This is a genomic window from Peribacillus sp. YIM B13481 (genome assembly GCF_042787985.1).
Classification (GTDB): Bacteria; Bacillota; Bacilli; order Bacillales; family DSM-1321; genus Peribacillus; species Peribacillus simplex_A.
Genome location: NZ_JBHZPE010000080.1, coordinates 1 through 13,051 on the forward strand (window position 1 = coordinate 1; position 13,051 = coordinate 13,051).

Below are 13,051 nucleotides of genomic sequence, written 5' to 3' on the forward strand. Positions count from 1 at the left end.
CTCATTTGCTTTTTTGATAGTGTGTGCTCACTTAAAATTTAACGTTGGCGCTTTGTTTTGTTCAGTTTTCAAAGAGCGATTCTTCGTCGTTACTTCGTAAGCGACTTTATTATCTTATCATCAACTCATTCTAATGTCAATATTTATTTCACATTTTTTTGATTGAGTATTCATGATGTCGTTATTGGCGACTCCTAATATATTATCAGGTTGTTCTTTTTTCGTCAATGGTTTATTTACATATTTTTTAAAAAAACTAAATGAACGATAACATGATAAAAACCTCAAGGAGTTTCCATGAGGTTTTTCAGAGTAACATCGACGCTAATGCCTTTTAAATGACCCAATAGCCAATGGCCGCCAAAGCTGCAACTCCTGGTATTCCAAGCAGGCCGGCGACTGCTGAGGTAACAGGGTTGATGGGTACATGAATGCCCGCTTGATTCCCAAATGTATTCAAAAAGAACAAAAAGGCTGCACCGATAATGATCTTTATAATCCCCTGCCCTATAAACCGGACGGGTCTTAATGGCGCCCCTATAATGAGGAGCATTAAAATCAGGCCGCCAACTACGGCAACAAAGACAACTGGTTCCAAAATCATTCCTCCCCGCAAGCTTGTACTTCACTTATATGAAGAGATCTTTGGATTAAGAACTCAAACAAAAAATGGCTATGAAGAAAATGCATTCCTTCACAGCCATCTACTTATCATCTTTTTATGCGGACATTCCTTCTTTTAACTTCCCTGAATAAGTAGAAATATTTCACTTCCGCCAGTCTTGTTTGGGCGATTACTTCCTCAGATGGATCAACGCTTTTTTCAAGTAATGATTTTTGATTATGCCAATTCCATTTCAAATGTTCAAGATCTTCGATTAATGACTCATTAAATTCATTTCGAAGTTTCTTTTTTTTACGAAAGAACAAGTGAAGTCCTCCCAGCTATCTTATATTTCTCTTCTTCCTTCAATTGCTTTTGATAGCGTTACTTCATCCGCATACTCCAAATCTCCGCCAACAGGAAGTCCGTGGGCAATTCGGGTCACTTTAATCCCTGACGGTCTTAGCAACCGCGAAATATACATGGCTGTCGCTTCACCTTCAATGTTAGGATTAGTAGCCAAAATGACCTCCTGCACTGTTTCATCTTGCAGGCGTTTTAATAAATCAGGAATGTTTATATCTTCTGGACCAATTCCGTCCATCGGTGAAATACTGCCATGCAGTACATGGTATAAACCATTGAACTCTCGCATCTTTTCCATAGCTATTACATCTTTCGGGTCCTGAACCACACAAATCAAACTTCTGTCCCTCTTTTGATCTTCGCAGATATAACAGGGATCTTGATCTGTAATATGACCACAGACTGAACAATACATAAGATTCCGTTTAGCATTCACAAGTGCTTTTGCAAAATCCAAAACAGTATCTTCCTTCATGCTTAGTACATGGAAGGCTAATCGAGCAGCCGTTTTAGGCCCAATCCCCGGCAATTTCATAAAACTGTCAATGAGCTTGGAAATTGGTTCTGGATAATGCATCAAATTCCCCCTAAAAATCCCAAAAGAAACCTCCTGAAAGGAAGTTTCTTTTGAACTTGCTTAAAACATACCCGGAAGGTTCATTCCCTTAGTGAATTGTCCCATCGTTTGGTTTGTCAGTTCTTCCGCCTTTTTCAAAGCATCGTTAGTTGCAGCCAGGACTAAATCCTGAAGCATATCGATATCATCCGGATCGACAACTTCCGGTTTGATGATTACATCAACTATTTCTTTATGGCCTGTCACGATGACCGTTACCATTCCGCCGCCAGCAGTGCCTTCAATCTTTTTTTCACCTAATTCTTCTTGTGCCTCTGCCATCTTCTTTTGCATTTTTTGCATTTGTTTCATCATATTTTGCATATTACCGCCGCGCATACCCATTTTCCTTACCTCCAATTATTCTTTAATTTCAAGTAGATCATCGCCGACTAATTTTCTAGCCTCTGCTATAAAGGGGTCTTCTTCTTTTGATTCCGTTTCTTCTGGACCGTCGAACTGCTGTGTTGAAATGAAGTCCTCCCGCAACCTTTGCCACTGGCTCTCCGGAACACCAGCTATCTCCATACGGTGCCCGGTCAATTGCTGCATGATCGAGGCCATCACTTCCACGAAACGGTTATTTTCCATTGCCATTTGACAATGAATATCATATTTGAATTTTACCACAAAAGCTTCAGTTGACGCAGCAACAGGTTCTGCCTCCGTTAATAAAGCTGCCAATGACTTTTGGTTTTGCTGACCTAACTGTTCAAGCACTTCTCCCCACTTACTTTTCACTACATTAAGATCTGGCTTTGTAGCTTGTTTCAAAACTTGATTGATCTTTCCTGCAGGTGCTTTATATGCCTTTTTAATGGCCCTTTGTGCTTTCGCCTGCTCTGCAGGTTTTTCTGTCATTGCTGCCGGAATGCCATTTTTATGCATTTCCATTAATTTCTTCTCTAAATCATCTATTTTCTGCTGCATCTGTTTAAGCTGCCCATCATCCATTTGATTTGACCTTTGCTCATTACATAATTTCACAAGTGCCACTTCAAGGAAAATCCTTGGATGATTTGTCCATTTCATATCCTGCTGTGTTTGATTGAAGCTTTCAATAATGGAGTAAATCGATTCAGAAGAGATGACTTCTGCCAATTCTTTAAATTGGGGATCTATCAATACACGCTCGAAGGATTCTGCCAGGGCTGGTGCAGTTTGATACAAAAGCATGTCACGGAAATAATAAATCATGTCTTCTATGAACCTAGCCGGATCTTTTCCCATAGCTAGCAATTCTTCAAGGACTTCAAGTGCCACCGCTACTTCTTTATCATATATAGCCTTTGCCAACCTGCTTAAAAATGCCTGCGAAACAGAACCGGTGACAGTCAATGCATCTTCCACAGAAACCGTCTCCGAACTGAAGGAAATCGCTTGATCAAGAAGGCTTAGTGCATCTCGCATCCCGCCTTCTGCTGCCCTCGCAATGATATGCAGAGCTTGTTCATCACATGAAACACCTGTTTCTGCAATAATCTGTGACATCCTGCCAACAATATCTTGAGGCTGAATTCTTTTAAAATCAAACCTTTGGCAACGGGAGATGATCGTTAGTGGAATCTTATGAGGTTCTGTCGTCGCCAATATAAAAATTACGTGCTTCGGAGGTTCTTCCAATGTCTTTAAAAGCGCATTGAAAGCGCCTTGTGAAAGCATATGTACCTCATCAATGATATAAACTTTATATGTAACCGCGTTCGGTGCATATTTGACCTTATCACGAATGTCACGGATTTCCTCGACACCATTATTGGATGCTGCATCAATTTCTATAACATCTGATATGGAGCCATCAGTGATTCCGCGGCAAGTAGCACATTCGTTACAGGGCTCACTTGTCGGGGCATGCTCACAATTCACTGCTTTTGCTAGAATTTTGGCAGCACTTGTTTTCCCTGTCCCGCGTGGACCGGAAAATAAATAGGCATGTGAAACCTTCTGCCCGACCAAGGCATTCTGCAGCGTTTTCGTTACATGTTCTTGCCCAACTACATCAATGAATTGTTGTGGCCGCCATACCCGGTATAATGCTTGATACCCCACGGAAATCCCTCCTTTTTTCTCCATCTTGTTTATTATACATTACTGATTTCCTTAATTTCAAAGTCTAAAAGGAAATTTTATGATTGCCTCATTGTTTTCAAAAAACCAAGCAGTTTACCTTCTTGGCATAAAAAAAAACCCACCCGATACGAATGAGTTTTTTGTTTATGTAAAATAACTGCCGTGCACCTTCTGTCGATTAGCAACCATAAGCGTTACTTAAGCAGTTAGCTCGGCCCAGGCAACCCTGCGGCACATGAGAACTTCCACTTAATGCTGCTTCCTTCCGGACCTGACATGGTTCATGGAGTCCCATTGCGCAGGACCCGGGCGTCAACACCACTTACTTAAGGCAGGCCCTACAGAATGCTAACCTCGAGAAGGGATTCAACCTCGCTAGAGCGGATTGCGAGTACAGGGCACCGCTACCTCCCCGTCTAGCACGGCAAATGTAATACCAATTTCGCAGCGTCATATCGACGCATAATTCATTATACTAAGGTAACAAAAAAAACGCAAGTGTTGTTCATGGACAGTTTGATTCCAAATTTATCAAATGAAGCTAAGCCTCATCTTCAACATTCGTTTTTCACCTATTTATTTTCTTCGATAATCTTGAGTGCTCTCTCTCTTTTCAAATTTTTCTTTTTATTCCTAAGCTCTTTAAAAAAAGAAGTCAATATCCAACCGCACTCTTCCCCTAATACACCGCTCGTTACTTCACATTGATGGTTGAAGCGTTCATCTCGAAGTAAATCCATAAATGTCCCTGCACATCCAGCCTTTGGATCGTGCGCTCCAAAAACAACCCGCCTTACCCTCGATTGTAAAATGGCACCTGCACACATGGGACAAGGTTCCAACGTTACATATAACGTCGCATCCTCAAGGCGCCAGCTGCCTGTAGCACGACAAGCCTCATTGATCGCAAGTAGCTCTGCATGTGCCGTCGCATTCTGTTCTGTTTCCCTTAGGTTATGCCCCGTCGAAATAACTTGGTCATCTATTACGATTAAAGCGCCAATCGGCACTTCATTCAATGCCTGCGCCTTTTTAGCTTCCTTCAAGGCCAAATTCATGTAAAAAACATCATCCTTCATAAAAAAACCCCCTCAAATTAAGTAGGAGTAAACAGACAAATATAAGACAAAATAAAGGTCATACTACTTATTCTAATGAATAGTAACGCAAGCTGCATATGTGCTGCAAGTAAATTCTCACAATGAAGGAGTATATACCATGAATCGACCTAAATCGCCTTCTTTCGCCTTGCTTATCATTGATATGATCAATGATTTTGATTTCAAACACGGGAATATGCTCCTTGAACATACGAAGCTTATCATCGATCCGATTTTGAAATTAAAAAAGCAAATGCAGGAAAAGGGCTTTCCAATCATTTATATCAATGACCATTATGATTTATGGCAGGCTGACTTCGATAAAATAATTGATACCTGTAAAAATGAAAAAAATGGCCCATTAATTGAAACGATAAAACCACAACAAGACGAGTTCTTTCTCATCAAGCCGAAGCATTCTGCATTTTATGGGACCGCCCTCAACACATTACTCAAACGATTAAAAGTGGAAACCCTGATCATTACTGGTATAGCCGGTAACATCTGCGTCCTATTCACGGCCAACGATGCCTATATGCGGGAATATCAATTATGGATACCCGAGGATTGCATCGCTTCAGCATCAAAGGAAGATAATCATTATGCATTAAAGATGATGAACCATGTTCTTAAGGCATCCATTAAAAAGAGTGTGGACATTTAAGGTATTCACCAGAACAAGGCATTTCCCACCATATCCCCCTGTTACACACTCTTTCATTCTCCTTCATTAGCAAACTGACAAAAATATCACTTAAGTCCTAAGTCTGTGATACAATATCTCTTGGCTGAAACCTAATAAACTGGGAATTTCAGCTTGATACCTCATGAAGGAGGACAGATTGGATGAAATCCACCCCATTTATCACTGTCGAAGGTCCAATCGGCGTGGGAAAAACATCACTTGCAAAAGCTATCGCAGAGCATTTTCAATTTTCGTTATTAAGGGAAATTGTAGATGAAAATCCATTTCTAGGGAAATTCTACAACAATATTGATGAGTGGAGCTTTCAAACAGAAATGTTTTTTCTATGTAACCGTTATAAACAATTGGAAGATATCGAAAAAAAGTATCTTACTAATGACCAAGCCGTGGTGGCTGATTACCATATATTCAAGAACTTGATATTTGCTGAACGAACCCTAAAAAACGAACAATACAATAAATACCTTGAAATATTCAATATTTTAACACGGGATATGCCAAAACCTAATATGGTCATTTATTTAAACGCAAGTCTTGATACTCTGATCTCCCGCATCGGTAGAAGAGGCCGTGATTTCGAAAAAAATATATCTTCCATTTATTTAGAGCAATTATCCGCAGATTACCAAATATTCATGGAAACGTTTGAAAAACGGCACCCTGACATACCTGTGCTTACATTCAACGGAGATGAACTGGATTTCGTCGGCAACAAGGATGATTTGAAAACGATAATCACCCAAATAGAGAATGCCCTGCAAAAAGGAGTAAAGTCAAATGAACTTACGAAAGAAATATAATATTCCAAACAACGCCGTCATTACGATAGCAGGGACGGTTGGCGTAGGAAAATCGACCATGACCAATGCATTAGCCGATGCCCTTCAATTCAGGACATCCTTTGAAAAGGTTGATACGAACCCCTACCTGGATAAGTTTTACGATGATTTTAATCGTTGGAGTTTCCATCTGCAAATCTATTTCCTCGCTGAACGTTTTAAAGAGCAAAAAAAAATCTTTGAATATGGCGGCGGTTTTATCCAAGACCGTTCCATTTATGAAGACACTGGAATATTTGCAAAAATGCATCATGAAAAAGGTACGATGAACGATGTGGACTACGAAACTTACACAAGCCTTTTTAACGCCATGGTAATGACGCCATACTTCCCGCACCCTGATTTACTTATCTATCTCGAAGGCTCACTGGACGATATCCTCGAACGTATCCAAGAGCGTGGCCGTCCGATGGAACAGCATACCCCAATTGAATATTGGCAGGAGATGCACGGCCGTTATGAAGAATGGATTGATCAATTTAATGCCTGTCCTGTCCTTCGATTGAATATAAATGAATATGACCTTATGCAGGATGAAGCAAGTATCGAACCTCTTATAAAACGGATTGCCGAATATATGGAGCAAACCAAGTTGTTACGAAATATGTAAAACAAAAAAACCACCGGTTATCCGGTGGTTTTTCAATATATTAGAAAACAAAAATTCCGTTACATCTCTGTAACGGAATTCATCGATATCCAATTTATGCGCTGTGGTTATTAATAAGTTATGGAGGAGGTAGAGGGATTCGAACCCCCGCGGGATTTGACTCCCCTGTCGGTTTTCAAGACCGATCCCTTCAGCCGAACTTGGGTATACCTCCGTATCAACATTTATTATAATACATTGAATTAAAATCAAAGTCAAGCAGTCTAGAAAGTTTTTTGAAATAATTTTTAAACTTAGATAAAAAGGAGAATCAGCTTCTTTTATCAGAAGCTGATTCCTTTTTTCTTTAACTTACGGTTTAATGACCTCCGCACCGCGCATATATGGTCGTAATACTTCAGGAATGATAACACTGCCATCTTCCTGTTGATAATTTTCCAAAAGCGCCGCGACTGTACGGCCGATTGCCAAACCTGATCCATTTAGAGTATGGACGTGTTCCGGTTTTCCTTTTGCATCACGTCGGAAGCGGATATTGGCCCTTCTAGCCTGGAATGCTTCAAAGTTACTGCAAGAAGAAATTTCACGATACGTTCCATAACTCGGGATCCAAACCTCGATATCATACTTTTTAGCAGCAGTGAAACCAAGATCTCCCGTACACATGCTTAGTACTCGATATGGAAGACCTAGCAATTGAAGGACCTTTTCGGCATGACCCGTGAGGTTTTCCAATTCCCCATAAGAATCTTCCGGCTTTACAAACTTCACTAATTCAACCTTATTGAACTGGTGCTGGCGAATTAACCCGCGGGTATCACGACCGGCAGAACCTGCCTCTGATCGGAAAGAAGCGCTGTATGCCGCATAACTTATCGGCAGATCATCCATGCTCATGATTTCATCACGATGGAAATTTGTCACAGGCACTTCAGCCGTAGGAATCAAGAAGTAATCTTCACTTTCAATACGGAAGGCATCCTCCTCGAATTTAGGTAACTGACCTGTGCCAGTCATGCTTGCACGGTTCACCATATATGGAGGCAGCATTTCTTCATATCCGTGTTCTTCAACATGAAGATCCAACATAAAGCTAATTAAAGCACGCTCTAACCGTGCACCTAGACCCCTATAAAATACAAATCGGCTTCCGGTAACTTTTGCTGCCCGTTCAAAATCCAGGATGCCTAAATCTCCAGCTACATCCCAGTGTGGTTTTGGTTCAAATTTGAATACCGGCAATTCCCCCCATTTACGGATTTCAACATTATCGTCTTCCGTTTCACCAACTGGGACACTTTCATGCGGAATATTAGGAATGGAAAGAAGTAATGTTCCTAAGCGGGCTTCCACTTCACGAAGCTCATCATCGAATCCTTTGATTTGATCTCCAACTTCACGCATTTCGGCAATCAACTGGTCAGCATCCTTTTTCTCCCGTTTCAATACCGCCACTTGCTGTGAAACTTCATTCCTTTTGCTTTTCAACTTTTCCGTATCGGCAATCAAGGTTCGACGCTTCAAATCAAGCTCTTCAAATTTACCTAAATCAGTTAGATCTTCTCCTCTGAATTGCAGTACACGTTTTACTTCTTCAAAATTATTTCTTACATATTTCAAATCCAACATTTCCAGTTCCTCCTTAATATCTGATGATTTTTCCAAGAACGCAAAAAACTCCCGTCCCCTGAAGAAGGGACGAGAGTTAACCCGCGTTGCCACCCTAGTTGAAGACATATGAAAAATGTCTACCACTTATCACGATAACGGCTTTTAACCGAAAGTACTTACTGACCCCATAAGGCTTTCCATACTCTGCTCCAGGAGGGATTCACAAGATTCTCACACCGATTTCCACCAGCCATCGGCTCTCTATAGAAAGAAATTCTTGTTACTATATCCTGTCATTGCTTTCTTATATAATCAGATTGTTTTCCATAATGTACTATAATTTTATACATTACGCAACCGTTTTATACACGAAACTTAAAACCAGCCTTTAACTGTAGAAGCTACACTGCTCCATACATCACCAAAGAATCCGCCAACCGCACGCATTGATAATACGAACCAGTTTGCCTTTTCAACAGACTCAGCAGCTACGACGTTAACCTTCACTGGATCGCCGTTAATGTACCCGTAATCTTCGCCGTTTTTAGGAGTGACTGTGATATATCCAAGCTTTTCACCTTTTTTGATTGGTGCAGTCAACTTACCATCATCATTCAATTTGTTTTTATCGATCACTAAATCTGTTTTATAGTTATCTTTCTCACCATTTTCAACAAGTAGCTCGATCGCTTTTTCAGATTGAACCTTAACACTTTTTTCCTTACCTTTTACTACTGAAAGTGTTTCTTTCCCTTTCACTTGGTAATTGGCTGGAAGTACTTTTTCTTTTTTGAAGGTTGCATAAGCGTAGTTCATCAGCTTAGTGCTATCCGCAAAACGTTCAGTTTTACTAGTGGACTTCATAACCACCGTGATATAGCGTTGGCCATCCCGGATAACCGTCCCTGTATGACCATAACCGGCATAGTCAGTAGATCCCGTTTTAAGTCCATCTACGCCTTTATATTCAAATATCAGGCCAGGCAACATCCAGTTGAAGTTCGAATACTCTTTTCCATCACGGAACTTCAATTTAGGAATACTCGCAATTTTTAATACTTCCGGATAATCGTTTATTAGACGATAAGCAAGAAGAGCAGTATCTTTTGCTGTCATGATATTTTCTTCATCTGCTTTACCAGTAGGGTATTGCCCTAATAAATCGGAGTTATTCAAACCGCTGGCATTAACGAATTTATGGTTTTTCAAGCCTAATTTCGTTGCTTTTTCATTCATTAATTTAACAAAACTCTTTTCACTTCCGGAAATCAATTGTGCTAAAGCTACCGTTGCCGCATTTCCAGAATAGACAGCCATGGCTTGATATAGTTCTTTAACTGTGTAATCTTCACCTTCTGTTAACCCAACATTCGACAAATGCGGTGCTTTTGAAAGATCATGCACGTATTTATTTATTTTAACTTTTTGATCCCAACTGATTTTCCCATTTTTGATTGACTCCATTATGATGTATTCAGTCATCATTTTTGACATGGATGCAATCCCTAATACTTCATCGGCATTTTTTTCATACACGATTTGTCCTGTTTTACCATCAATGATGATGGCTGCCTCTGCTTTTAAACCTAAATTATCAGATTCAGCAACAGCTTCCCCCGGTTGATAGGCAAATTGCGACATAACAAGAGCAAAGACAAAAGTGAAAATGAGGGTAATCTTGCTGATTTTTTTCAATTTCCAATACCTCCAACTTTTAAGCTAATCTCTATAACAAAGAAGAAACTTTATGTGATTCCCTTGACACCTTGTATATTTTATCACAGAAAAAATAAAAAAAATAGACAGAGTAATCGTAGACTCTGTCTATTTTAACAATAAATTTTAATGACGATTATATGTTAATTTCATTACATTGAATAATTCGGTGCTTCTTTTGTAATTTGGACATCATGAGGATGACTCTCTCTTAACCCGGCACCAGTCATTTTGACAAATTGAGAGTTTTCTCTCAAATCTTCCAATGTGGCTGTTCCGCAATATCCCATACCTGAACGAATGCCGCCAATCAGTTGGAAAATGGTATCTGAAAGAGGTCCTTTGTATGGAAGGCGCCCTTCGATGCCTTCCGGTACGAATTTCTTGTTATCTTCTTGGAAGTAACGATCCTTAGATCCCTTTTCCATCGCTGCAACAGAACCCATACCCCGATATACTTTAAAACGGCGACCTTGGAAAATTTCCGTTTCACCTGGGCTTTCAGTTACACCGGCAAGCATACTTCCAAGCATTACTGCATGTCCGCCTGCAGCTAGAGCTTTAACGATATCACCAGAGTATTTAATTCCGCCATCAGCGATGATCGTTTTACCATATTTCCTTGCTTCTGTCGCACAATCGAAGACTGCCGTGATTTGAGGAACTCCTACACCGGCTACAACCCTTGTCGTACAGATTGACCCTGGTCCGATTCCCACTTTCACTACATCAGCTCCCGCTTCAATCAATGCTTTCGTTCCTTCAGCTGTAGCCACGTTACCAGCGATGATCGTCAATTCAGGATATGCCTCGCTGATTTCCTTTACCATTTCAAGGACGCCCGCTGAATGACCGTGAGCAGTATCAAGCACAATTGCATCGACTTGGGACTTAACAAGCATTTCTACACGCTTCAATGTATCTTTAGTCACACCAACAGCAGCACCTGCAAGTAACCTTCCTTGCTTATCTTTCGCCGAGTTCGGGAACTCAATGACTTTCTCGATGTCCTTGATTGTAATAAGTCCTTTAAGAACACCATTATCGTCTACAAGGGGAAGCTTTTCAATTTTGTATTTTTGAAGAATCTTTTCTGCTTGTTCCAAGTTAGTTCCCACTGGAGCTGTGACCAGATTCTCTATAGTCATGACACTGGAAATCTTCAAAGAAAAATCGGAAATAAATCGCAAATCACGGTTTGTAATAATACCCACAAGTTTTCGATCCTCTAAATTGTTGACAACAGGCACACCCGAAATGCGATATTTACCCATTAAATGCTCTGCATCAAATACTTGGTGATCTGGCGTTAAGAAAAATGGATCGTTAATAACACCGCTTTCTGAACGTTTTACTTTATCCACCAGTTCAGCTTGTGCCTCAATAGACATATTTTTATGGATAATACCCAATCCGCCTTGACGAGCCATGGCAATTGCCATCTCAGCTTCTGTAACGGTATCCATTCCTGCACTGATGATAGGAAGGTTGAGCTTTAAATTTTCAGCTAAGCTGACTTGAAGGTTAACATCTTTCGGCAAAACCTCTGATTTCGCTGGAATTAATAGGACATCATCAAAGGTTAAACCTTCTTTTGCAAATTTATTTTCCCACATTATTTTCCCCTCCTGCTTAAAAATATTATTTGTAGGTTATCAATAGGACATACTACTGTCAAGAAGAGAAATAAATGTTTGATAATTCTATTAATTCGGAGGAGAGGCTGCAGTGCCTGAAAACAATGATAATTTCGATAAATATACCCCTTTTTTTTCCGCATCTTCCTCACAACTTTTTTTACAAAAATGTTATATGCGTGAAAAAATAGAAGATGCAGAAATGAAAAGTTACGAAAACTGCTATCCATTTATATACCATCTTGAACATGGTAAAACATATTATAATCAGGCTGCCATAGCTCCACTTTCCATACAGCCAATCCTAATATTTTATGGATTCGCCCAATTGTTAAAGGCCTGCCTGCTCACTATTGATCCTAACTATCCTGAATCAACTTCGGTACTTGCCCATGGGGTAACTACAAGAAAAAGAAAAAAACAACAATACGAATTTTTAAAGGACGAAGTAAAAACGCAAAAGAATGGACTTTTCACCTGCATTGCCGAGAAATTATTTCATATCAAGCATCTGGAAGGTGAAAAATTTTCTATGGGGACGCTATTGAAGGAAATACCAGATATGCAAAACTTTACATGGCCCATTCCCCAGAAAAATTTCGCCGCCCTGTCACCCTCTTCGGATGGTTTTCAACTACCCTCAGCCATATTGGATAGCTATCAAATGTCCAGCAGTCGATTGGAAGAATTTTTAAAATCCAAAACGAATCAAGTTTTCAGTATTTCAGAAGCACCTCGAACACTAACTTTAAAAGCAGATAGCGTACTAATTCATAATGCTTCTTCTCCAATACGATATAACATGGCAGAAGGACAGTTCATGCTATCACTCAATAAAGATTCGTCAGCTTTTTCGTTACCTGAACTTTTAATCCATTATTTGATTTCTTATAACCTTAGTATAATAGCTCGTTATGAAACAGAATGGTGGGCAGAGCTGATGAAAACAATGCCCAATGATGATTACCCTTGCATTGTGCAATTCCTTAAAATAAGCCAAGTTAAGGTGCCCTTTTTAATATTGGAATGGATTAAGTCCAAAAGGTTCAACTTTTGATCCTTCTAACTACCAACCGTGGTTGATCTGTCCTGGAACGCGAAAAAAGACCAGCCGGATGGCTGATCTTTTAAATGGCTTGGCGGCGTCCTACTCTCACAGGGGGAAACCCCCAACTA

13 protein-coding genes, 1 tRNA gene, 1 other RNA gene and 1 other annotated feature are annotated in these 13,051 nt (G+C 40.0%); of the genes, 4 read left to right on the top strand and 11 right to left on the bottom strand.

Annotated features, from left to right (window positions below):
- Positions 1–334 precede the first annotated feature (334 nt).
- The 7 genes from ACFX4X_RS23930 to tadA all read right to left on the bottom strand — a co-directional run bounded on the left by ACFX4X_RS23930 (position 335) and on the right by tadA (position 4,735).
- The gene (locus ACFX4X_RS23930) at positions 335–598 is read right to left on the bottom strand and encodes a pro-sigmaK processing inhibitor BofA family protein (protein ID WP_377387125.1); all 264 of its coding nucleotides are present in this window, start codon (positions 596–598) and stop codon (positions 335–337) included.
- A 113-nt stretch (positions 599–711) separates the two neighbouring features.
- Positions 712–930: a YaaL family protein gene (locus ACFX4X_RS23935; protein WP_061440308.1), complete on the bottom strand. Its 219-nt coding sequence runs from the start codon at positions 928–930 to the stop codon at positions 712–714.
- Between the two features lie 20 nt (positions 931–950).
- On the bottom strand, positions 951–1,547 hold the full coding sequence (gene recR / locus ACFX4X_RS23940; protein ID WP_061440307.1) for a recombination mediator RecR: 597 nt from the start codon (positions 1,545–1,547) through the stop codon (positions 951–953).
- A gap of 60 nt (positions 1,548–1,607) precedes the next feature.
- A complete protein-coding gene (locus tag ACFX4X_RS23945) occupies positions 1,608–1,925 on the bottom strand; it encodes a YbaB/EbfC family nucleoid-associated protein (RefSeq protein ID WP_053348895.1) in 318 nt (105 codons plus the stop codon).
- A gap of 21 nt (positions 1,926–1,946) precedes the next feature.
- A complete protein-coding gene (gene dnaX, locus ACFX4X_RS23950; protein ID WP_284469100.1) occupies positions 1,947–3,635 on the bottom strand; it encodes a DNA polymerase III subunit gamma/tau in 1,689 nt (562 codons plus the stop codon).
- Between the two features lie 181 nt (positions 3,636–3,816).
- An RNA gene (ffs, locus tag ACFX4X_RS23955) (signal recognition particle sRNA large type) lies at positions 3,817–4,081 on the bottom strand.
- Between the two features lie 147 nt (positions 4,082–4,228).
- Positions 4,229–4,735 carry a tRNA adenosine(34) deaminase TadA gene (gene tadA / locus ACFX4X_RS23960; RefSeq protein WP_284469101.1) on the bottom strand — a complete coding sequence of 169 codons (507 nt, stop codon included), beginning with the start codon at positions 4,733–4,735 and terminating at the stop codon, positions 4,229–4,231.
- Positions 4,736–4,874: 139 nt separating this feature from the next.
- On the opposite strand from tadA, the gene ACFX4X_RS23965 reads away from it, so the two are divergent.
- The 3 genes from ACFX4X_RS23965 (at position 4,875) to ACFX4X_RS23975 (ending at position 6,911) form a co-directional block, all read left to right on the top strand.
- Positions 4,875–5,420: a cysteine hydrolase family protein gene (locus ACFX4X_RS23965; protein WP_377387129.1), complete on the top strand. Its 546-nt coding sequence runs from the start codon at positions 4,875–4,877 to the stop codon at positions 5,418–5,420.
- A gap of 182 nt (positions 5,421–5,602) precedes the next feature.
- Positions 5,603–6,262, top strand: coding sequence for a deoxynucleoside kinase (locus ACFX4X_RS23970; protein WP_089365026.1), 660 nt, complete (start codon positions 5,603–5,605; stop codon positions 6,260–6,262).
- Positions 6,240–6,911: a deoxynucleoside kinase gene (locus tag ACFX4X_RS23975; protein WP_377387132.1), complete on the top strand. Its 672-nt coding sequence runs from the start codon at positions 6,240–6,242 to the stop codon at positions 6,909–6,911. Before ACFX4X_RS23970 ends, ACFX4X_RS23975 begins: the two co-directional genes overlap by 23 nt.
- 121 nt (positions 6,912–7,032) lie before the next feature.
- Here ACFX4X_RS23975 and ACFX4X_RS23980 read toward each other — a convergent pair.
- From ACFX4X_RS23980 to guaB, 4 genes are all read right to left on the bottom strand, one after another.
- Positions 7,033–7,125 (bottom strand) — tRNA-Ser (locus ACFX4X_RS23980).
- A gap of 137 nt (positions 7,126–7,262) precedes the next feature.
- Positions 7,263–8,540: a serine--tRNA ligase gene (serS, locus tag ACFX4X_RS23985; RefSeq protein ID WP_377387135.1), complete on the bottom strand. Its 1,278-nt coding sequence runs from the start codon at positions 8,538–8,540 to the stop codon at positions 7,263–7,265.
- A gap of 62 nt (positions 8,541–8,602) precedes the next feature.
- Positions 8,603–8,828, bottom strand: a binding site (T-box leader).
- A 69-nt stretch (positions 8,829–8,897) separates the two neighbouring features.
- Positions 8,898–10,217 carry a D-alanyl-D-alanine carboxypeptidase family protein gene (locus ACFX4X_RS23990; protein ID WP_260399085.1) on the bottom strand — a complete coding sequence of 440 codons (1,320 nt, stop codon included), beginning with the start codon at positions 10,215–10,217 and terminating at the stop codon, positions 8,898–8,900.
- Positions 10,218–10,390: 173 nt separating this feature from the next.
- Positions 10,391–11,854 carry an IMP dehydrogenase gene (gene guaB, locus ACFX4X_RS23995; RefSeq protein ID WP_089365025.1) on the bottom strand — a complete coding sequence of 488 codons (1,464 nt, stop codon included), beginning with the start codon at positions 11,852–11,854 and terminating at the stop codon, positions 10,391–10,393.
- Positions 11,855–11,966: 112 nt separating this feature from the next.
- On the opposite strand from guaB, the gene ACFX4X_RS24000 reads away from it, so the two are divergent.
- Complete coding sequence (locus ACFX4X_RS24000) at positions 11,967–12,932, top strand: YaaC family protein (RefSeq protein WP_317779002.1); 966 nt, start codon at positions 11,967–11,969, stop codon at positions 12,930–12,932.
- Positions 12,933–13,051: the final 119 nt, after the last annotated feature.

Excerpts from the sequence above, each read along its gene's own strand:
- recR (WP_061440307.1), bottom strand. The coding sequence starts at position 1,547 with ATGCATTATCCAGAACCAATTTCCAAGCTCATTGACAGTTTTATGAAA.
- ACFX4X_RS23975 (WP_377387132.1), top strand. The coding sequence starts at position 6,240 with ATGAACTTACGAAAGAAATATAATATTCCAAACAACGCCGTCATTACG.
- ACFX4X_RS23970 (WP_089365026.1), top strand. The coding sequence starts at position 5,603 with ATGAAATCCACCCCATTTATCACTGTCGAAGGTCCAATCGGCGTGGGA.
- guaB (WP_089365025.1), bottom strand. The coding sequence starts at position 11,854 with ATGTGGGAAAATAAATTTGCAAAAGAAGGTTTAACCTTTGATGATGTC.
- ACFX4X_RS23965 (WP_377387129.1), top strand. The coding sequence starts at position 4,875 with ATGAATCGACCTAAATCGCCTTCTTTCGCCTTGCTTATCATTGATATG.
- tadA (WP_284469101.1), bottom strand. The coding sequence starts at position 4,735 with ATGAAGGATGATGTTTTTTACATGAATTTGGCCTTGAAGGAAGCTAAA.
- ACFX4X_RS23945 (WP_053348895.1), bottom strand. The coding sequence starts at position 1,925 with ATGCGCGGCGGTAATATGCAAAATATGATGAAACAAATGCAAAAAATG.
- serS (WP_377387135.1), bottom strand. The coding sequence starts at position 8,540 with ATGTTGGATTTGAAATATGTAAGAAATAATTTTGAAGAAGTAAAACGT.